The sequence below is a fragment of the Azospirillum sp. B510 genome (assembly GCF_000010725.1).
GTDB classification, from domain to species: Bacteria; Pseudomonadota; Alphaproteobacteria; order Azospirillales; family Azospirillaceae; genus Azospirillum; species Azospirillum lipoferum_B.
Genome location: NC_013860.1, coordinates 96,598 through 116,680, shown reverse-complemented (window position 1 = coordinate 116,680; position 20,083 = coordinate 96,598). Strand labels below are relative to the sequence as shown.

Below are 20,083 nucleotides of genomic sequence, written 5' to 3'. Positions count from 1 at the left end.
GGGCAGGTTGCCCCGGCGGTCAGGTGACCAATCGCGGCAGGCGGCTGAGGAGGAGCCGCAGGATGTCCTGATAAGGCGCGGCGGAGGGCAGATGCAGCTTGATCTGCGTCTTCATCTCGATGACGCGGGCAGCGATCTTGATCAAGCGCAGGCGCAAGGTGTTGAATTGGGGCGACGCGCCAGGATGAGCGCTTGGGCATCATCGAACGCAAGGACCACATCAGCCAATAAGCTCCGGCGTGCAGGAACAGGCGGAACTGGTTGGCGGTGGCCGTGCAACAAGAGGTGCGGTCGGCGGCCAGATGGGTTTTCCAGGACTTGATGTGGTTCTCAGCCTGACCGCGCCGACAGTAAATGTCCTGATAGAGCGTGCGGGCGTTGCCGCTTTTCAGGCTGGTGACGACGAAGCGGCTGTCGGTGCCGCCCGGCCCGGCTTCGACACGGGCGACGATGCGCTCGACCCGGCTCCAACTGGCGGCACCGTCGTGGAATTCTTTGAAGCGGCGCAGCTTTTCGCCATCGGGGGCGGCGCCGAACCGGGCTTGGGTGCTGGCCTCCAGGGTTTCGACATGGCGGCGCAAGGTGGTTGTCGGGGCCACGCCGAAAATGAAGTCGATGCCGTTGGCGCGGCACCAGTCCAGCACCTCCGGGCAGCAATAATGGCTGTCGGCGCGCAACAGGATGGTGGTCTTGGGCCAATTGGCGCGGATCGCGCGCAGCAGACGGCGCAGGAAGGCGCGGATTTCCACGCCCTTCGGCCGCTTGGCGGGACGCAGCACGGCGGCGACGAAGCGGCCTTCGCCATCGAACACCACGATGGGTTGGAAACCGTATTCGTCGTAATGGGCGTTGAACAGGCGCAACTGCTGCTCGCCATGCACCGCGTCGAAGGTGTCGTCGATGTCGAGCGTGATCCGCTTGGGCACGTGGCGGAACGACGCGCAGTAAAGATCGACCATGGCCCGGCCCATGCGCAGCAGCGCCCGGACATCGGACTGCGTATTTCGGCGAATTCGCCCAGGCGTTTCGGTTGAAAGCGCCCACCGTTTCGGCGAAAGCGCCCACCCGAATTGCAAGCTGGTGGGAGCCGGGGCCGAACCCTGGATTTACGTTATGAAGGTTGTGGGTTTGGTTGCCAAGCACCGGCCTTAGGTGTCGGGGGTTTCGCTGGCGGCATCGGCCTTGGTGCGGCGCATGGAGTCGCCATGCAGGTCGATGCGGTAGGCCCGATGCACGAGGCGGTCGAGGATGGCGTCGGCGTAGGTGGCATCGCCGATGAGCCGATGCCAGTTGGCCACGGGAACTTGGGTGGCCAGCATGGTTGCGGCCCGGTCGTGGCGGTCATCGATCACCTCCATCAGGTCCAGGCGCTGAGGCGCGGTCAGCTCGGTCATCGCCCAGTCATCCAGGATCAGCAGGTCGAGCCGGGCGATCCGTCGCAGCAGCCGGGCGAGCGAACCGTCCAGGCGGGCGGTGGCCAGATCGTCCAGCAGGCGGGTCAGCCGGGTGTAGAGTACGCTGTGGCCTTCCCGCGCCGCCTGGTTGCCGAGTGCACAGGCCAGCCAGGTCTTGCCGATCCCGGTCGGGCCGGTGATCAGAACCGGCCGGTTCTCCTTCACCCAGCGCCCGGTGGCCAGCTCGCGCACAACACCGCGATCGAGCCCACGCGGGGTGCGCAGGTCGAGGTCCTCCAGGCAGGCCGTCTGGCGCAGCCGGGCACGTTTCAGTCGGCTGGCGAGTGCGGTGTTGGCGCGCTCTGCCGCTTCCCGCTCGATCAGCGTGCCCAACTGCTCGTCGAAGGCCAGTTGGCCGCGATCGGGCAGGCGTTCCAGCGCCTCCAACCCCTTGGCCATGCCGTACAGCCGCAACTGGCGCAGCCGCTCGTGGTTGACGTGCTTCATCATCGTATCTCCGTCAGTGATAGTAGGAAGGGCCGCGCAGATTGGTGTGCTCGCCGGCACCGGCCGCGTCCGCCGTTGTGGCCGGGGGAGCGGTCAACCAGCGCTGGACGTAGCGGTAGGATCCGACGTTGGCCTCCAGCGCCGCCTGGCAGGCTTGCTCCAGCCGGCTGGTGCCGTGGGTGGCCGCCAAGCGGATCAGGCCGATCCCGGCCCACACCGCCTGTTCGGGGTGATCGGCGCCGGCCAGGATGCGTTCGAACAGCAGCGCGGCGGCCGGGCCGATGGCGGCCAGTTCGGTCTGGATGGCATCGGGGGTGAAGCGGGCGACGGCCCGGTGGTTGGCGGGGCGATGGGCGTCCAGCGTCACGGTGGCGCCGTCCTGCCGGCGGACATGGCAGGCCATCCGCTTGCCGCGCAGGAAGACGCTGATCACGCCGGCGGTGCTGTGCACGTCGACCGTCTTGCCGATCAGCGTGTGGGGCACCGAGTAGACGCCGCCGTCGAGAGCGAGATGATAGTCGGGCGGGACCTTGTGGCGCGCCCAGGTGCCCGGCACGAAGCGGTCCGGCGGCAAGGGGCGCAGGGTCGGCTGCTCCTCGGCGGCGAACAGGCCGGCGCGCGTGTCCTGCGGCCGGCGGCTCAAGGGAGCGGCATTGAGGGTGGCCAGCTTGTCGCGCAAGGCCGCGTTGGCGGCGTCCAGCGTGGCGAAGGGCGTATCGCGCAGCGGGGCCAGCACCCGCCGCTCGACCTGCTGCACGCCGTTCTCGGCGCTGGGCTTGTCGCGCGGGCGCCGCACCCGGGCCGGCAGGACGGCGGTGCGGTAGTGCCGGGCGAGATCGTGATAAGCCGGGTTGATCGCCGGATCGTAGAAGGAGGCGTGGCTGACGCCGACCTTGAGGTTATCCGGCACCAGCTTGCCCGGCACGCCGCCCAGATGTTCGAACAGCCGGGCGTGGGAGGCCAGCCACTCCTCCGCCTGCTGGGTCCAGGTCGCCTCGGCATAGACGTAGCCCGAATACGGCAGGCAGGCGACAAACACCTGGGCCTGCCGCGCCTCAGCGCCGAGCCCGACGGTCAGCGTCATCCCAGCGTAATCAACCTCGATCGCCGCCCCCGGCCGATGTTCCCGGCGCAGACGCGGCTCGGCATGAGCACCCTGCCATGCCCGGAAATGCTGGACGAATTGGGTGTAGCGATAGCCGCCGGGATGGACCTCCAGGTATTCCTCCCACAGCAGCCGCAGCGTTACGCCACGGCGGCCGAGTTCCCGGCTGATGTGCCGCCAGTCGGGCACCGGGCGCGCCGACGTGACCGGAGGCGGGAACAGCCGCTCCTCCAGCTCGACGTCCGTCCAGCCCAGCACATCCGCGTACTGCAGCCCGGAGGCCCGTAGCCGCTCCAGGTAATCGCGCACGGTGCTGCGCGGCAGCCGGCAGGCATCGGCAATCTGCCGTTGGCTGGCGCCAAACTCATCCCGCAGACGAAGGACTTCTCTGATCCGCCGCATGTCCGACCTCGCTCGGGGCATCCCGATCCTCCTTGGCCTGTGCCGTGGAAAGATCATGGGGATGCCAAAGGCTGGTTCGGACCCCGATACCACCACTCCTACGGGTGGGCGAATTCACCGAAACGGCTGGGCGCTTTCACCGTTCTGCCCGGGCGCTTTCCGCCGTTCCCGCTGGGTGCTTTCCGCCGAAATATGCAATCCATGTAGATCGTGTTCCACAGGATGATGGCATTGACGACCAGACCGAGGGCGCCGAGCTGATCTTCCTGACCCTCGCGGTAGTTGTAGCGGCCCGAGATCATCGGCGGCTGGACCTGAGCTTCAGGGCGATTCCGGGACCGAATTGGGTGAGACCGGATCGGCTGCTCGGCGCAGATTGTGTGAGAGGGGACCCACATTGTTTGAGACGGACCCGAGATCATGGGCGACGGCCCACACTCCGTGAGACGACTTGTCAGGGAATAAGATGCGTGCGGAACCAAGCCGCCAAGTCCTCTTCGGAGAGGCTGCCGGCGGCGACGGCCTCGACAATCCGCACGGCCTCAAGCTTGTCGAACCGCAGGCGGCAACCGTTGTCAGCGAGGAAGAGCCGGGCGACCACCCAAGCCGTCCGCTTGTTGCCGTCGGCGAAGCCATGGTTGCGCGCCAGTCCATACGCGTAGGCTGCGGCGAGCGCGGCGGCGTCGGGATCATCGTAGACAGCGCGGTTCTGAGGGCGCGCTAGCGCGATTTTCGATCAGGTTGGATATCCCGCATTTTTGAAGAGGTTTCTGCACTCGTTTGGCTTGTAGATGTCGATGATGCGTCCGATGGCGTTCCAGAGTCCGTCACGGGAGCGCTCGGCCGCTTTTCGCAGGAGCGCCTTGAGCTTGGCGAAGGCTTGCTCGATGGGGTTGAGGTCGGGGCTGTAGGGCGGCAGGTAGAGGACCCGCGCGCCGCGCGCCTCGACGGCTTCTCGGACGCCGGCGACCTTATGGCTGGACAGGTTGTCGAGGATGAGGATGTCGCCACTTTGCAGGGTCGGGGCCAGAACCTGCTCGACGTAGGCGCGGAAGACGGTGGCATTGATCGGCCCGTCGAGCACATAGGGGGCGACGATGCCGGTGGTGCGCAGGCCGGCGATCAGCGTGGTCGTCTTCCAATGCCCGTGTGGGACGGGAGCCAGGAGGCGCAAGCCGCGCGCACACCGCCCGTGGCGCCTGGTCATGTTGGTGCTGGCCCAGGTCTCATCAAGGAACACCAGGCGCTCGGGATCAAGGGCCGGCTGACGGCGGATGAAGGCGCGCCGGGCCTCGACGACGTCATCACGCTGCTGCTCGGCGGCGTGCAGAGTTTTTTTTAAGGGTGAGGTTCTGGGCCTTGAGGAAGCGCCACACCGTGCCGAGGCTGACGCTCACGCCATGGCGGGCGTTCAGTTCGGCGCGGATCTCCTCCAGCGTCAGGTCGGGCTGGTGGGCGACCAACGTCAGCACCGCCTCACGGTGATCGCTCAGGCGCGAGCGGTGGTCGCCACCCATTGGCCGCGCCTGGGCATGCCCTTCCGCGCCCAAGCGTTTGGCCCAGCGGATCGCCGTGCTGACGCTGATGCTGAACCGCGCCGCCGCAGCGCGCGCCGAGCAGCCGCTCGACACCGCCGCGGCAACGCGGTCCCGAAGATCCTGAGAATAGGGGCCTGCCATGTCCGGCTCCGGGTCGCTTAATCACCCGCTCAGAATCGCTGATTTTACCAGAAATGGGAATCCCACAGAAAAACACCGATTCAACCCGGTCGAATACCGCTCTAACGCCGATTCCACAGCGCCTTGGTCGCGAATGCCGTCCAACCCTCCATGCTCGGCAAGCTGCCGGTCATGCACGGCGTAAACGGTTTTCGGGCCGATCCAGCGCCAAGCCGTCATTTCGCCAACGCCCGCAGAATATCGCGGTCTTCATGCATGATCTCTTCCGCCAGGGCCATCTGGCGCTCGAAGTCGGGATCGTAGGGGGTCAGGCGATAGCCACCGTCCGGTGCCTCGGTGAGGTAGAGCGTGTCGCCCTTTTGAACTTTCAGGCGGGCCATGGCTTCCTTGGTCAGGATGAAACCGGCCGAGGCTCCGACGGTGGTGACCTTGAAGGTGAGCATGGCGTTCACTCCATAAATTATAATGAACATTATATAGATCGAATGGGCGCGGCGCAACCCAGCGGTCAAGAAAACGACCGTTTCTTTTACTCCGGCGGAGCCGTTGCGAACGGCTCGTCTTCCTGCCGCTGCTGTGGTAAAGAAATTCAGTCAGCCTTTCATCGTCTGCTATCGAGTATGCGCCACGGGTTTCCTGCCAAACCGGGGAGCTTGGTCCATGTTGATCGGCTATGCACGGGTATCGACCGACGACCAGAACCTCCACCTCCAGCGCGACGCGCTCAGGGTTACTGGATGCGAGAAGATCTTCGAGGATCGCCGCGGCGGCGCCAAGACGGACCGCCCCGGTCTTGCCGCCGCGCTCGGCACGGCTCGCCGGGGCGACACACTTGTTGTCTGGCGGCTCGACCGGCTGGGACGATCCCTGAAGGATCTCATTCAGCTCGCCGAACAACTTGATGCCGCCGGCATCGGCTTGCGCAGCCTGCATGACGCCATCGACACCGGGTCGAGTGGCGGGCGGCTGGTTTTCCACATGTTCGGAGCCCTTGCGGAGTTCGAGCGCAACCTGGTGCGGGAGCGCACCCAGGCCGGTCTCAGCGCGGCCCGGGCTCGCGGCCGGATGGGCGGCCGGCGCAAGGTTCTGGAACCCGACAAACGCCGGCTGGCCGTCCAGCTCTACCAGGAACGCAAGCATACGGTGATGGAGATTTGCCGGCTCATGGGCATTTCCAAGCCGACGCTCTACGCCTACGTCGAGGAGATGGCCGGTGGCTGAGGGGCGGCGGATCCCTGCCGAAGCGCTGGTGCATTTGCGCCGCCGGCTGGACACCCTGCCGCCCCGTCATCCGGACCGTGCCGAGATCCTCCGGTCGGCCAGGGAACTCTGCGGCGTGTCCCGAGCCACCCTCTACCGCGCCCTTCAGCAACATCTTCGTCCCAAGGCCGTTCGCCGGGCCGATCGGGGAAAGCCGCGGAAGATTTCCACTGCGGAGATGGAACGCTATTGCGAGATCGTCGCCGCCCTGAAGCTGCGGACCACCAACAAGAAGGGCCGCCACCTTTCGACGGTGCAGGCGATCCGGCTGATGGAGGAGCATGGGGTCGAGGCACCGGAGGGGTTGGTGCAGCCGGTGTCGGGCACGCTGCACAAGAGCACGGTGAACCGGTATCTGAGCGCGTGGGGGTTGGACTACGCCAGGGTGACCCGCGCGCCGGCGGCCGTGCGATTCCAGGCGCGGCGGTCGAACGAGCTGTGGCAGTTCGACATGAGCCCGTCGGACCTGAAGCACGTCAAGCAGCCGCTTTGGATCGAACCGGGACGCGGGGCGCCGACACTGATGCTGTTCAGCGTGGTCGACGATCGCAGCGGCGTCGTCTACCAGGAGTACCGCTGCGTCTACGGGGAGGACGCGGAAGCGGCCCTGCGCTTCCTCTACAACGCCATGGCCGCCAAGCCCGAGGAAGACATGCCGTTTCAGGGCATCCCCGAGGCGATCTACATGGACAACGGCCCGGTCACCCGGTCGCGCGTGTTCCAGAACGTCATGGCCTGCCTGGGCATCAAGGTCATGACCCATTTGCCGGCGGGAAGCGATGGCCGGCGCACCACGGCCCGGTCCAAGGGCAAGGTCGAACGGCCCTTCCGCACTGTCAAGGACGTGCACGAAACGCTCTACCATTTCCACGAACCGCAGGATGAAGCGGAGGCCAACCTGTGGCTCCGCCGCTATCTGGTTCGCTACAACGCCCAGGATCACCGGTCCGAGCCGCACAGCCGCATCGAGGACTGGGTCCGGAACCTGCCGGAGAAGGGGTTCCGTGACATGTGCGCCTGGGATCGATTTTGCACCTTCGCCCGCGAGCCCGAGCGGCGCAAGGTCGGCATCGATACCCGCATCGCCGTGGAGGGCGTGGCCTACGAGGTCGATCCGGACCTGGCGGGCGAGGACGTGGTGCTCTGGTGGGGGCTGTTCGACCAGGAACTCTACGTCGAGCATGGCGACCGGCGGTATGGCCCCTACGGTCCGGTCGGCGGCCCCATCCCGCTGCACAAGTACCGCAAGCACCAGAAGTCCAAGTCCGAGGAACGGGCCGATCGGGTGGCCGAACTGGCGGAGCGCATCGGCCTGCCGCGCGCGGCCCTGGACGGCGGCACCTCGCCCCTGCCGCCCCCCGCCACGGCACCGGCCGCCAAGGAGGCGTTCAACGACCCGGACCCCTACCGCACTCTGACCTTTCCCGACATCATCGCGGCCAAGCGCGCCATCGCCGGTGAGATCGGTTTGGCGTTGGCGAAACTGTCGGCCGAGGACCGGGCCTGGATCGACGCGCTGGTGCGGGAGACCTTGGCCAAGGATGAGGTGCTGACGAAGGTGCGGGCGTACTTCAGGCAGCGGACGGGAGGGGGCGGGCGATGCTGACGGAGGTCATGGAGCATTTCAGGCTGGAGCGGGACCTGCTGATGGCCGGGTATTACGAAACCGATCATCACCGCCAGCTCATCAAGGATGTGAAGGCGTCCATCCTGGCCGGCCGACTGGTGGCAGTCGCCGGCGTTGTCGGCAGCGGCAAGACGGTGCTGCTCCGCCGCATCCAAGACGAGCTGACCCGCGAGGGGCGCGTCACCGTGTCGAAGAGCTTGTCGGTGGACAAGGACCGCACCACCATCCCGACCCTCATCACCGCGCTGTTCCACGACCTCTCCCCGGACAAGGATCCGAAGATCCCAACCCTGGGCGAGAAGCGGGAGCGCGAGTTGCAACAGCTTGTGCGTCGCGGCCGCAAGCCCGTGGCCTTGTTCGTAGACGAGGCGCACGACCTGCATGGCAAGACGCTGATCGGTCTGAAGCGGCTGATGGAGGTGGTGGCCGATGGCGGCGGCATGCTCTCTGTGGTGCTGGTGGGCCATCCCAAGCTCCGGAATGACCTTCGCCGCCCGACCATGGAGGAGATCGGCTATCGGTCGGTGGTGTTCGAGTTCGACGGCATGGCGGGGAACCAACTTGCTTACATTCGCTGGCTCCTTGGCCGCTGCGCAGGCGAGGGCGTTGACATCGGCGATCTGATCGAAACGGTTGCCGTGGAATTGCTGGCCGGTCGTCTGAAGACCCCACTCCAGATCGAGCAGCACCTGACCCTCGCGTTCGAGGAGGCGTTCCGGGTCGGTGAACGGCCGGTCACCGTGCAGGTGGTGGAGAGCGTGTTGGCCCGCCACCTCGACGACCTTGAGCCACGGCTGACCCGTCACGGCTACACCGTGCGTTCCCTGGCCGACCAATTCAGCGTCAAGCCGGCGGAGATCCGACAGTTCCTGCGCGGCGAACTTGGCGGGGCGAGGGCGCAGGAGTTGACCCAGCAGATGCAGGCGGCGGGGCTGCCGCTCTGACCGAGCGTCGTCTCACGGAGTGTGGGCCGTCGCCCATGATCTCGGGTCCGTCTCAAACAATGTGGGTCCCCTCTCACACAATCTGCGCCGAGCAGCCGATCCGGTCTCACCCAATTCGGTCCCGGAATCGCCGTGAATCTCAGGTCCAGACGCCGATGATCTCGGGCCGCTACAGATAGTGGCTGCACATCTGCAGGAAGCGCCGGTTGTAGACACGCTCCTTTCCGGCAAAGATCGTGTCGACCGCCGTCTTCATGTTGTCGTAGATGCCCCGCGTACAGGCTCCCTTGAAGAAGGCAAAGTGACCTTGCCCGCGTGCGACGCCTCCCATAGCCGGGAGATTATGCCGCCAGCACGCCGTGCTGGCGACGCCAAGTTTCCTCGAATGCCATGGGGCTGGTGTAGCCCAGGGTCGAATGCATCCGCTTGTGGTTGTAGAAGGCGAGCCAGTCGATGATCTCGTCCTTGGCGTGGCGCCGGGTTTCAAAGCGCATGCCATGCAAGCGTTCGACTTTGAGCGATCCGAACAGGGTCTCGGTCACCGCGTTATCCCAGCAGTTGCCCTTGCGGCTCATCGATCCCTGCATGCCGTACTGGCGCAGGAGCGCCTGGAAATCCGAGCTGGCGTATTGCGAGCCTTGATCGGAATGGAAGATCACGCCCTCGGCCGGCCGGCGCCGGAACCACGCCATGGTCAGGGCGTCGATTACGAGTTGGCGGGTCATGCGCTCGCCCAACGCCCAACCGACAACCTGCCGGCTGAACAGGTCGATGACGACGGCCAGGTACAGCCAGCCTTCCCCGGTGGCGATATAGGTGATGTCGCCGGTCCACACTCGATCGGGCTGCGCCGGCCGGAACGCCCGGTTCAACAGGTTGTCGGACACCGGCAGGCCGTGGGTGCTGTCGGTTGTCGCCTTGAACTTCCGCTTGCCCCGCGCCCGGATGGCATGTTCGCGCATCATCCGGCGCACCCGCTCCTTGCCGACGCGCACCTGACGGTGCCGCAGTTCCCGCCAGATCCGGGGCCAGCCATAGGCCCCGCGGGTCTCGGCGTGGATCGCCTTGATGTGCGTCAGCAGGGCCACGTTGCCCACGCGTCTCCGAGCCGAAGGCGCCGTGTCCGGCGTCGCCTCACGGCAGAGGTATTGACGAAACCCTCGGGCGCTGACACCCAGAGCCGAACACTGAGCGGATACCGGCCACAATTCTCGGTGCCGCTGAATAAAGGCGTACTTCACAGCGACTCCCTGGCGAAGTACGCCGCTGCTTTTTTTAGGATGTCGCGCTCCATCTTCACACGCGCGAGTTCCGTCCGCAGCCGGCTGATTTCCATCTGTTCGGCGCTGACCTTCGGCGCCGCCGGCCCGGTCAAACCGCCGCTGCCGGCCGCCTTGACCTAGTTGTGCAGCGTCTGTTCCGCCAAGCCCAGCGTCTTGGCAACCGCCGCCACCCGCTGGCCGCCGGTGACCAAGCGAACCGCCTCTTCCTTGAACTCAATCGTGTACCGCGCCCGCGTCGTCTTCGCCATCTTGCCCCCAGTCCGTTGCCGAGTGTAGCCGGCTATGGGAGGCGTCGCACGCGGGCAAGGTCACATCGGGGGTCCCGTTTGGATGCCGATCACCCCCTAACAGGACGCGGAAAAAGGCTCGTGTATGGCGTCCTTGCCTCTGCGGAGGCTCGAAATTTGGGCCTTTTGCACCCGCTTTGGTCGAAATCAGCGGGTGCACCCCCGGCCTGGAGCGCCCAAGGCCGCCTTTTGGGCGGACTCCGGGCGTGATTATGCCGTCGGCAGTAGCTTTGGCAGGCGGATCAGGTTGTAGGCGGCGGCGGTCAGGGTGAACATCCAGCCGACACGGGCCATGCCGCGATGGCGGGTCTTGCGTAGCCCGGCCCCTTTGATCCAGCCGAACACCTCCTCGATGCGCTTGCGGATTCGTAGGCTGACTGCATAGCCGGGGTGGCGGGTGGTTCGGCCGTCGATGGCCGAGCGGCGGTTGCGGGTGTTCTGGGCGACGTGCGGGGCGGCGCCCAACTCGCGCATGTTCGCCACGAAATCCTTGGTGTCGTAGGCCTTGTCGGCGCCCACCGTGATGCGGTGGCGGCCGGGGATGGCCTCGACCATGGACACCGCCGCCTCGCGCTCGGCCAAGCCGGTCGCCGCGGTGAGCCGGACATTGACCACCAGGGCGTTCCGGTTCTCCATCAACGCATGACCCATGAAGGCCAGCTTCGCCGGCTGCCCGTTGCCCTTGCGGTACAGCCGCGCCTCGGGGTCGCTGGTCGAGGCATGGGTCTCGTTGGACCGCGGGACTATCCGGAATTTCGTGCTCGGCGGGGTTATCCTGAAGCAGAAGGAGACCCTGAATGGCCCGACGCAAAGAACCGGTTATCCCCGACGCGATCCTCGACCAGCTCCTGGCGGGGGCGGATGCCAAGACGGCGTTCGACCAGAACGGCCTGCTCGACCAGTTGAAGAAGGCGCTGACGGAACGGGCGCTGAAAGCGGAGCTGGATCATCATCTGGCTGGGGACGAGAGCGGCAACCGGCGCAACGGCTACGGCCGCAAGACGGTGCTGACGGAGGGCGGGTCGATGGACTTGGCGATCCCGCGCGACCGGACGGGTACGTTCGATCCGGCGCTGATCGGCAAGTACCAGCGGCGGTTCCCCGGCTTCGATGAGAAGATCATCTCAATGTACGCACGGGGCATGTCGACGCGGGAGATCACGGGGCACCTGCGGGAGCTCTATGGCATCGAGGTGTCGGCCGACCTGATCTCCACGGTGACGGATGCGGTGATCGACGAGGTGACGACGTGGCAGAACCGGCCTTTGGAGGCGGTCTACCCGCTGGTCTTCCTGGATGCCATCCGGGTCAAGATCCGGGACGAAGGGCTGGTCCGCAACAAGGCCATCCATGTGGCCATCGGCGTGCGGGCCGACGGCGCCAAGGAGGTGCTGGGTCTGTGGATCGAACAGAACGAAGGCGCCAAGTTCTGGCTGCGCGTCCTGAATGAATTGAAGAACCGGGGCGTTGAGGACATCCTGCTGGCTGTGGTCGACGGGCTGAAGGGCTTTCCCGAAGCGATCGCGGCGGCCTATCCCGAGACGATCGTGCAGACCTGCATCGTCCACCTGCTGCGCCACAGCATGGAATTCGCGTCCTGGAAGGACCGCAAGGCCATCGCGGGCGCCTTGAAGACCGTCTACGACGCTGTCGACGATAAGGCCGCCGAGGTGGCCCTGACCGCCTTCGAAGACGGACCCTGGGGCGAAAAGTATGCGGCCATCGGCAAGGCCTGGCGGCGCGCTTGGCCGGAGGTCATTCCCTTTTTCGCCTTTCCCCGCGCGGTTCGACGCATCCTTTATACCAGAGCCGGAAACTTCTGACTCGCCGGGTCTGTGGCTTGCGGTTCAGCGCCGGTAGTGATTCCCTGTGCCAGGTCTCACCATTGAGCGAAGCACAGCCATGTCCGCCCTGCCGATCCGCCCCGACCTGAGCTCGGAAGACCTGCGCCGCCTCGCCCGCGGCGAGAGCGATGGGCGGGTGTGCCGGCGCCTGCTGGCGATCGCCATGGCGCTGGACGGCGTCAGCCGGGCGGAAGCGGCGCGGCAAGCCGGCATGGACCGGCAAGCGCTGCGCGACTGGGTCGTGCGCTACAACGCCGAAGGGGTGGACGGCTTGCGGGATCGGGCGCGCTGCGGCCGGCCGCCGCTGCTCGCCGACGCCCTGGAGCCGGAATTGGCTGACCTGATCGCCGCCGGCCCCGAGGTCGAACGGGACGGCGTAGTCGAGTACCGGGTTCGCCACATCCGCGACTTGGCCCTGCGGCATTTCGGGGCGGACTACAGCCGCACCGGCATGCAGGACCGCTTGCACCGCATGAAGCTGTCCTTCCTGACGCCGCGCCCGATCCATCCCAAGGCCGACGCACCGGCCCAGGAGGCGTTTAAAAAAACTTCGCCGAACGCCTCGCCGCCATCGGAGAGGACCACCCCGAGGCGAGCGCCGTGGAGGTCTGGTTCCAGGACGAGGCCCGCATCGGCCAGAAAGGCACCCTGACCCGGCGCTGGGCGCCGCGCGGCAGCCGGCCGCGCGCCGTGCGCGATCATCGTTTCAAGTCGGCCTATCTCTTCGGCGCGGTCTGTCCTGAGCGCGACACCGGAGCCGCCATCGTCATGACGCGCGCCAACACCGAGGCGATGAACCTCATGCTGGAGGAGATCAGCCGCACCGTCACCCCCGGCGCCCATGCCGCCGTGGTGATCGACGGGGCGGGATGGCACACCAGCGGCGATCTCGCCGTGCCGGCCAACATCACCCTCGTGCCGCTCCCGCCCTACAGCCCGGAACTCAACGCCATCGAAAGGCTCTGGCAGGTCATGCGCGACACCCTGCTGTCCCACCGGCTCTTCACCGACCTCAACGCCATCCTCGACGTCTGCTGTCGCGTCTGGAACCGCATCCTCGCCGAACCCGGCCGCATCCGCTCCACATGCGGTTACCCGTGGGCCTTACAGGTCAAAATTTAACGGCTTTGGTATTACACCACAAATGCCATCGAAGCGTTGAATTCCAAGCTGCGCCGGGCGGTGCGGGCCCGAGGGCATTTTCCAAATGACGAGGCCGCGCTGAAGCTCTTGTTTCTGGTCTTGAACCGCTCCGAGAAAGATTGGAAGATGCCGCCACGGGAATGGACGGCCGCCAAGGCACAGATGGCCGTCATGTTCGGCGAGCGTTTCTCAAAGGCGATGAGCGCCTGAGATTAAAACCCGCCCCGCCGAGCACGAAATTCCGGATAGTCCCTTGGACCGCTTCTCGCCGTGAAAGTCGCGTTCGCCGTTGCGTCCCGGCCCCGGCGGCTCACCGCTGCCATCTTTGGGCCGGAAGCTCTTCACGCTGGCCCAGGCTTCGATCAGCGTCCCGTCCACCGAGAAGTGCTCGTCCGACAGCAGCGCTTTCACCTTCGGCTGGCCCAGCACGGTGGCCAGGAACTTGGCCGCCACATCCCCGGCCAGCAGACGCTCCCGGTTCTTGGTGAACACCGTCACGTCCCACACCGGAGCGTCCATCGACAAGCCGACGAACCAGCGGAACAGCAGGTTATAGTCGAGCTGTTCCATCAGCTGGCGTTCCGAGCGCACCGAGTAGAAGGCCTGGAGCAGCAGCGCCCGCAGCAGCTTTTCCGGCGGGATCGACGGCCGGCCGATCTTGGAGTACAGCCCCTCGAACGCCGGTGACATCACCTCCAGCGCTTCGTCCACGATGGCCCGGATCGGCCGCAATGGATGGGTCGCCGGAACCCGTGCCTCGCAGCTCACGTAGCTGAAAAGACCTTCGCTGCGTTCGTCCGAGCCCCGCATCATTCCCTCAACGGTCGCCTTTGCCCTCACTGGAGGGAATCACGACACGACAGCCGTGCACAGCCCTTTTTCCGCGGCCTGCTAAACGGGGTCCTTATTCCATGCCGATTCACACCGTGAATCCGCCGGGATGGCGTCCCACATGCGGTACAGGGAGCCGAAACCGTCGTCTGCTGCGCGCGCAACGTGAGGCGTGGGGAGCCATGGTCGATCTGGTCAATGATATGGAGACCAGGAAGAAAGCCAATCGAATGCAGGGAAAGGTTCAAGGAGAGGACCATGTCGAGGATGCACTTCCTCTCATATAGCGATCCGCGAACTTCGAAGGGCTCCGCCTACTTTCGACTGTTTTAGGCTGCGAGCCCAACCCCTGATTGATCACACAAAACTTCCAAGAGCCCCTTATTCCAGGCCGATTCACAGCCAGAACCGCCGATCCACCCGACCGCCCCACACTTATGCATGCTATTGCGACGATCTCTTGTAGGCACGCCGGGCGCTGCGCCTCCCTCTTCACGCAAGACCAAGCTCGGCACAAGGGGAACGCCGATGCCGGATACCATGTTCTCGTTGTGCGGCAGTCCCTGTGTTATCCCGCGCATCGGAGCATTCAGTGGAAAAAATAATTGCAATGCAAAGAGTGCTTTGCCCAGTATGTATTCATAGAACCGCAGTGCATCATGAATGAATACAAGTGTATTAGTTGATATGGCTGACTAAGCTCGGAAAGGATGTTTTGTGATGATGGATGGCGACGCTGAATTAAGTGAGTATAAAGTTGTTGTCAACGATGAAGGCCAGTATTCTATCTGGCCGGACAAGAGAAAATCTCCTGCCGGATGGCATGAAGAAGGAACGGTGGGCCGGAAAGACGTCTGCCTGAAACGCATCGAGGAGGTTTGGACGGACATGAGGCCCCTCAGTCTGCGCAAACAGATGGAAGGCGCAGTACGATAACGGCGAAACAGCGGTCAACGCGGTGTCCGGTTCGACGCTGAAAAGCCTGTGAAGCGTCTGAAGGAGATACGGGGCGTCAAGTCATCGCCAATTCATTGGCGTGCCGGGATGAGAGGGGTATCTGGCCGATGGGTGTCCGTCTCGCCGTGGCCATCGTTGTATCCGCGATGCTGGTCTTTTTCAGCCTCCGTCCGCTTGCGCAGCCCCCGATGGATTCGGGCGATGGTGCGCCCGAATCCTTTTCGGTTCTCCGCGCGGCGGATCACGTGCGCGCGCTCACCGTGACGCCGCACCACATCGGCACGCCGGAGCATGGACGGGTTTCCGCTTATATCGCCGATGCCATCGTCCGTTTAGGCCTGACCGTTGAGCGGCAGGACGGCACGGCCTCATCCGTTTTCGAGGGGATGAACACCGTCGGGCGGGTCCGGAACATTCTGACGAGGATCGAAGGCACGGACGATCACCGGGCCATCCTGCTGGTGGCTCATTATGATACCGTGCGGCACAGCCCCGGGGCGGGCGACAACACCGCGGCGGTGGGGGCTCTGTTGGAAACCATGCGGGCGGTGCTGGCCGGGCCGCGTCCCCAGCATGACCTGATCTTTCTCTTTTCCGACGGAGAGGAGGTGGGAATGCTCGGGGCGACGGCGTTTCTCGAGCAGCACCGCTGGGCAAGGAATGTCGCTTTCGTCATGAACTTCGACGCGCGGGGCCGCAGCGGCCCTTCGATCATGTTCGAAACCGGACCGGGTACGGCGCCCTACATCAAACAGTTCGCTGCGTTGGACCCTTATCCCGTCGCCGGCTCCTATTCCGCCGACATCTACCGGATTCTCCACAACGACACGGACTTCTCCGTGTTTCGCCGGGCGGGTCTGCCCGGGTTCAATTTCGCCTTTATCGACGACGTATCGGCCTATCACTCACCCACCGACACGGCGGACCGGCTCAACTTGCGCAGCCTGCGCCATCACGGCATGCACGCTCTCAGTCTGGCACGAGGGATAAAGCTTGGCCTCACCGATGCCGGTGCATTTGCCGCTGTCGGAGACGGTGATGCAAGGCCCATGGCGTATTTTACCGTTCCGTGGGCCGGGCTGGTCGTCTATCCGGCGGCCCTGCATCACCCCGTCGTGGCTCTGACCATTCTGGCAGCGGCGGCCGTTTTCCGATTCGGCCTGGTCCGGCGCACCCTGACGCTGTCCCGCTCGGCCCTGTCGATCCTTCTCGCCGCACTCGTCGTCGTTTGCGGTGGCGGGGCCGTTCTGCTCTCCCTGCTTTCAGCGTGGGCGGCCGGACTCGATTTTCCTATGCTCGCCCATCCCGAACCGATCGCCATCGGCACGGCGTTGTGGGCCGGGACGCTCGTCGCCCAGCTGATCCTCACCGCAGCGCGCAGAATCTCCATCACCGATGTTACCGCCGGAGCAACCCTCCTGTGGATCGCCGCGGCGATCCTGACCGTCTGGTTCCTGCCGTCCTCCAGCTATCTTTTCGTCTGGCCGGCGGCGGCCTGCGTCGCCGGTCTGGCAGTCACCGCCGCCGGCCCTTGGCGAGAGGCCAGCCCCCGGATGGCCGCGACGCTTCTGGGGGTTCTCGTCCTGCCCGTGATCCTGCTCTGGGCGCCGTTCGCCACGATGCTGGTGTCGGCGTTCAACGTCTTTTCCGGATTGCCGCTCACGCTTGCCGTCGGGCTGGCCCTCACGGCGCTCGTCCCACAGCTTGTCCTGGTGGCGGGGCAGGGCGCGCGCCCGCTCATCATCGGGGGCTTCTGCCTGACCATCGCTGCCGGGGTGTCGCTGATGCTGTGGTACGACAGCCGCGACGGAAACGAGCCGCGCGGCAATTCGCTGATCTATGCCGTTGATGGCGACAGCGAGCGGGCGCAGTGGGTGAGTTTCGACCGTGCGCCCGATTCCTGGACGGCGCAGTTCGTGACCGACACGCCATCGCGCATCACGCTGGAAGGGTTCCTGCCAATGGCTCTGGAAGGGCTTGCGGCGGACGTGCCGGTGTTCGACATCCCGGCGGCGCTCGTTGAACGTGATCTTGTGGACGGGGACAGTAAAGAAGCGTTCCGCCTGCGCGTGATCCCCAGCGCCGGGGCGACATCCCTCTTCATCACAATCACGTCGTCGTCGATCCGGCATCTTGCCATCGATGGCCGTCCGTTGGCGACCAGCGAAACCCCGAAACAGGAATGGCGGGGTATGTTGTACGGTTGTCCCGCCGACGGGTGTGCCCTCTCCATCGACGTGGCCGACCATGATTCCGTGCGTGTTGTGGCCGTTCAGTACATCCCGCATTTGCCCGATCGGCCGGGAATGCCACAGTCCGTCCGGGATGCGGGGACAATGCCTGCACCTTTCAAGCCGACCGATATGACGCTGATTCGCAAATCCTACGTTTTCTGACGCGGCTCTGCTTTTCCGCTCAGCCGCCCAACAGGCAAGGGAGAATCGGAAGCCATGCGTATCATCTATTACGCAGCCATCAGCGCCGACGGCTTTTTGTCCGGGAAGAGCGGGGAGGTCGATTGGCTGGAACCGTTTCAGGCGGCGGGCGAAGACTACGGCTACGCCAAGTTCTTCTCGAGCATCGACGGGCTGATCATGGGTCGCAAGACCTACGATCAGATTCTCACATTCGGCGATTGGCCATACGCGGGCAAGCCCGTATGGATGCTGTCGTCCGGCCGCCGATCGACAAGCCGGCAGGATGTGACTGTGACCTCCGAATCGCCCGGCGCCCTCGCGCAACGCCTGAGCGCCCAGGGGCATCGGCGTGTTTGGATGGTCGGGGGAACCGCAGCGGCGACGGCATTCGAGCGGGAAGAGCTGCTCACCGACTACGTCCTGACGATCATTCCGGTGTTCCTGGGGGTCGGTCAGTCCCTGTTCAACGCGTCGGTCGGTTCGGGCCAGCTCACCATGGCCGAAACCCGGACCTTTCCGAACGGTGTCGTCCAGGTCCACCACAAGAGACCATGACAGGTGCCGCGGGCATGGGGCGGGCGTGATCGAAGCCGTCCCATAAGCGCGCCGGAACAAAGGGGGCTTTCTGAAATGGGTACAGTGCAGCGGCACAATACCGCCGATTTCTTTCTGCCCATGTAAGCTGCTTTTTTATTTGACTTTATTGCATTTTTTGAGTCGAGCGGCATTAACATGTAATTATCATACAAAAGTAACTCATGACGTTATAAATAAAATATTCATCAAAATAATGGTTTCCAATGTATATATTTATATTCTCCATATTTACGGTATTTGTTTCTCTAGCTATATTTTATATATGGACTCTTTCTTTTTGCAATGTCATGGTTATGGCCTTGATTCTTCAATTTCGGAGTGATCAACCCATGAATCGGAAAGGTATTTTTGCGCTTATCGCCGCCGGGCTCTTCTGCTTTGCATCTGCTGCCAGCGCGGAAGATCTCGAAACCACGTTGCTCAATCTGGAAAAGTCGCTCTGTAAGGCCGTGCAGGAAAAGGATAAGGCAACCTTCAATCGCCTTGTGGCACCAGATGCCGTGATCGTCGAAGAAGGGCGCGTGCAGGAGGCTCGTGCCACAGGGTTTGAGTTCCACGTCGAGCAAGTCCAGATCAAGAGCTATGAGCTAACCTCACCCAAGTTGATCAAGGTGTCGGACAACGTGGCCATCCTGACCGTCGTTTCCGATACCAAGGCGACGCGTGGTGACAAGGTCCTGCCCGCCCGCCACCACATCAGCACGACCTGGGCCAAGCGGGACGGCAACTGGGTGGTGGTCCATACCACCAGCTATCCGCTGTCCTGATCGATCCTTCCCGCTCGCTGGGCGGGGGTGCAGCACCGCATGGTGCCGGCCAGGGACTATGTGCGGGGTCTTTGCACTCCGCACGTTTCCCACCGTCTCCTTTCCCCTCCGTTGCCCCGCTTCCGCCGAAGTAAGCCCCCCTTATGAGGACGTTCATGACGAAGCCTGTATGGCTGGAACGGTTGTCGAACATCATCCACGAACGGTCCATCGGTTTCCGCTATTCGTTCTTTGCGCGGCGTAGCCCGATCACGAAGAAAAGCGGCTTCATGAACATGGGCTATTGGCGTGGCAACCCGGACAGGCTGGAGGATGCCTGCCGGGATATGGCCGTGCTGATCGCCGAGAAGGGCAGGTTCGGGCCGGCGGACCGCATCCTTACCGTGGGCTCAGGGTTCGGGGAAGAGGCCCTGGTCTGGTTAGATCACTGCCGGCCGGGCCGGATCGTCGGGATGGATATCGCCAGCTTTCAGGTGAAGGCCGCGCGTGCCAAGGCCGTAGCGGCCGTCGCCGACGGTACGGTCGAGTTCGTCCAGGGGTCGGCGACGGCGATGGCTTGGCCGGGTGGTTCCTTCGACAAAGTCGTTTCGTTGGAAGCGGCCTTTCATTTCGCGACGCGGGAGGATTTTCTGCGCGAAGCCTTTCGAGTGCTGCGGCCCGGCGGGCGCCTGGTGCTGACGGATCTGATCCCCTATGCGGGCGGGGAGCACCGGCTGCGGGGACTGGCCCCGGCGGCCAACTGCTACGGCCACGACGCCTATCTCGGCCATTTGCGCGCCATCGGGTTTTCGGACATCGCCATGGAGTCGATCCGCGACGATGTCTTCGAGCCGTACCGCTGCTATGTGGCTCGATGTCTGGAGAATGCCACCGCTTCGGTGGGCCGGAACCCACTGACCCGCTGGATGCTGCGCAAGACAGCCGATCCCACGGTGTACGAGGCGCTGGACTACGTCCTGCTAACTGCGTCCAAGCAAGATTGAGCCGGGTGATGTGTCGGTGTACGGAACAGGTGCGTGAGGCTGGCGTGGACGGCGGA

13 protein-coding genes and 10 pseudogenes are annotated in these 20,083 nt (G+C 64.5%); 11 read left to right on the top strand and 12 right to left on the bottom strand.

Features of this window, described 5'->3' with window-relative positions; genetic code table 11:
• Window positions 1-19: 19 nt before the first annotated feature.
• The 8 genes and pseudogenes from AZL_RS33920 to AZL_RS32715 form a co-directional block, all read right to left on the bottom strand.
• Window positions 20-992, bottom strand: a pseudogene (locus tag AZL_RS33920) (IS1380 family transposase); the annotation flags it as partial.
• 156 nt (window positions 993-1,148) lie between these two features.
• Window positions 1,149-1,904 carry an IS21-like element ISAzs2 family helper ATPase IstB gene (gene istB / locus AZL_RS32745; protein ID WP_012972684.1) on the bottom strand — a complete coding sequence of 252 codons (756 nt, stop codon included), beginning with the start codon at window positions 1,902-1,904 and terminating at the stop codon, window positions 1,149-1,151.
• Between the two features lie 10 nt (window positions 1,905-1,914).
• Window positions 1,915-3,429, bottom strand: a complete 1,515-nt coding sequence (gene istA, locus AZL_RS32740; RefSeq protein ID WP_012978635.1) for an IS21-like element ISAzs2 family transposase — start codon at window positions 3,427-3,429, stop codon at window positions 1,915-1,917.
• Between the two features lie 179 nt (window positions 3,430-3,608).
• Window positions 3,609-3,689 (bottom strand): annotated as a pseudogene (locus AZL_RS37750) (Tn3 family transposase); the annotation flags it as partial.
• Between the two features lie 173 nt (window positions 3,690-3,862).
• Window positions 3,863-4,135 (bottom strand): annotated as a pseudogene (locus AZL_RS35135) (type II toxin-antitoxin system death-on-curing family toxin); the annotation flags it as partial.
• A 9-nt stretch (window positions 4,136-4,144) separates the two neighbouring features.
• Window positions 4,145-5,087, bottom strand: a protein-coding gene (locus tag AZL_RS35130) for an IS630-like element ISAzs37 family transposase (RefSeq protein ID WP_076611132.1) whose coding sequence is annotated in 2 segments (ribosomal slippage) — window positions 4,145-4,750 and window positions 4,752-5,087 — 942 coding nt in all. Because the reading frame shifts where the segments join, the coding sequence is not laid out codon by codon here.
• Between the two features lie 96 nt (window positions 5,088-5,183).
• Window positions 5,184-5,306 (bottom strand): annotated as a pseudogene (locus tag AZL_RS37345) (type II toxin-antitoxin system death-on-curing family toxin); the annotation flags it as partial.
• Window positions 5,303-5,530 (bottom strand): transcriptional regulator, encoded by a 228-nt coding sequence (locus AZL_RS32715; RefSeq protein WP_012978631.1) that lies wholly within the window; start codon window positions 5,528-5,530, stop codon window positions 5,303-5,305. The gene AZL_RS32715 and the pseudogene AZL_RS37345, both read right to left, overlap by 4 nt.
• 217 nt (window positions 5,531-5,747) lie before the next feature.
• Between AZL_RS32715 and AZL_RS32710 the strand changes: the two genes are divergently transcribed.
• Genes AZL_RS32710 through AZL_RS32700 form a run of 3 tightly spaced genes read left to right on the top strand, consistent with a single transcriptional unit; the run spans window position 5,748 to window position 8,918 of the window.
• Entirely contained in the window at window positions 5,748-6,308 is a 561-nt protein-coding gene (locus AZL_RS32710; protein WP_012978630.1) for a recombinase family protein, read from the top strand.
• A gap of 10 nt (window positions 6,309-6,318) precedes the next feature.
• Entirely contained in the window at window positions 6,319-7,953 is a 1,635-nt protein-coding gene (locus AZL_RS32705) for a DDE-type integrase/transposase/recombinase (protein ID WP_086935531.1), read from the top strand.
• Window positions 7,947-8,918 carry an ExeA family protein gene (locus AZL_RS32700; protein WP_012978628.1) on the top strand — a complete coding sequence of 324 codons (972 nt, stop codon included), beginning with the start codon at window positions 7,947-7,949 and terminating at the stop codon, window positions 8,916-8,918. Before AZL_RS32705 ends, AZL_RS32700 begins: the two co-directional genes overlap by 7 nt.
• 341 nt (window positions 8,919-9,259) lie before the next feature.
• On the opposite strand, the pseudogene AZL_RS32695 reads toward AZL_RS32700, so the two are convergent.
• Together AZL_RS32695 and AZL_RS32685 are read right to left on the bottom strand one after the other, a co-directional pair.
• Window positions 9,260-10,449, bottom strand: a pseudogene (locus tag AZL_RS32695) (IS3 family transposase).
• Window positions 10,450-10,698: 249 nt separating this feature from the next.
• Window positions 10,699-11,226: pseudogene (locus tag AZL_RS32685) on the bottom strand (IS5-like element ISAzs10 family transposase); the annotation flags it as partial.
• Between the two features lie 59 nt (window positions 11,227-11,285).
• On the opposite strand from AZL_RS32685, the pseudogene AZL_RS32680 reads away from it, so the two are divergent.
• From AZL_RS32680 to AZL_RS32665, 3 genes and pseudogenes are all read left to right on the top strand, one after another.
• Window positions 11,286-12,293 (top strand): annotated as a pseudogene (locus AZL_RS32680) (IS256-like element ISAzs19 family transposase); the annotation flags it as partial.
• Between the two features lie 64 nt (window positions 12,294-12,357).
• A protein-coding gene (locus tag AZL_RS35125) for an IS630-like element ISAzs14 family transposase (RefSeq protein WP_148219284.1) occupies window positions 12,358-13,454 on the top strand; the annotation gives its coding sequence in 2 pieces (ribosomal slippage) (window positions 12,358-12,874 and window positions 12,874-13,454; 1,098 coding nt in all).
• 12 nt (window positions 13,455-13,466) lie between these two features.
• Window positions 13,467-13,685, top strand: a pseudogene (locus AZL_RS32665) (transposase); the annotation flags it as partial.
• Between the two features lie 45 nt (window positions 13,686-13,730).
• Here AZL_RS32665 and AZL_RS32660 read toward each other — a convergent pair.
• Both AZL_RS32660 and AZL_RS35120 read right to left on the bottom strand, forming a co-directional pair.
• Window positions 13,731-14,285: pseudogene (locus tag AZL_RS32660) on the bottom strand (IS5-like element ISAzs10 family transposase); the annotation flags it as partial.
• Between the two features lie 113 nt (window positions 14,286-14,398).
• A pseudogene (locus tag AZL_RS35120) lies at window positions 14,399-14,566 on the bottom strand (ISL3 family transposase); the annotation flags it as partial.
• A gap of 463 nt (window positions 14,567-15,029) precedes the next feature.
• On the opposite strand from AZL_RS35120, the gene AZL_RS35115 reads away from it, so the two are divergent.
• The 5 genes from AZL_RS35115 to AZL_RS32640 all read left to right on the top strand — a co-directional run bounded on the left by AZL_RS35115 (window position 15,030) and on the right by AZL_RS32640 (window position 20,027).
• Window positions 15,030-15,242, top strand: coding sequence for an MbtH family protein (locus AZL_RS35115; protein WP_012978621.1), 213 nt, complete (start codon window positions 15,030-15,032; stop codon window positions 15,240-15,242).
• 128 nt (window positions 15,243-15,370) lie between these two features.
• Complete coding sequence (locus AZL_RS32655; RefSeq protein ID WP_012978620.1) at window positions 15,371-17,659, top strand: M28 family peptidase; 2,289 nt, start codon at window positions 15,371-15,373, stop codon at window positions 17,657-17,659.
• Between the two features lie 54 nt (window positions 17,660-17,713).
• Window positions 17,714-18,235 (top strand): dihydrofolate reductase family protein, encoded by a 522-nt coding sequence (locus tag AZL_RS32650; RefSeq protein WP_012978619.1) that lies wholly within the window; start codon window positions 17,714-17,716, stop codon window positions 18,233-18,235.
• Between the two features lie 371 nt (window positions 18,236-18,606).
• A complete protein-coding gene (locus tag AZL_RS35110) occupies window positions 18,607-19,044 on the top strand; it encodes a nuclear transport factor 2 family protein (RefSeq protein WP_158306035.1) in 438 nt (145 codons plus the stop codon).
• Between the two features lie 155 nt (window positions 19,045-19,199).
• Window positions 19,200-20,027: a class I SAM-dependent methyltransferase gene (locus tag AZL_RS32640; protein WP_158306034.1), complete on the top strand. Its 828-nt coding sequence runs from the start codon at window positions 19,200-19,202 to the stop codon at window positions 20,025-20,027.
• The last annotated feature ends 56 nt before the right edge of the window (window positions 20,028-20,083 follow it).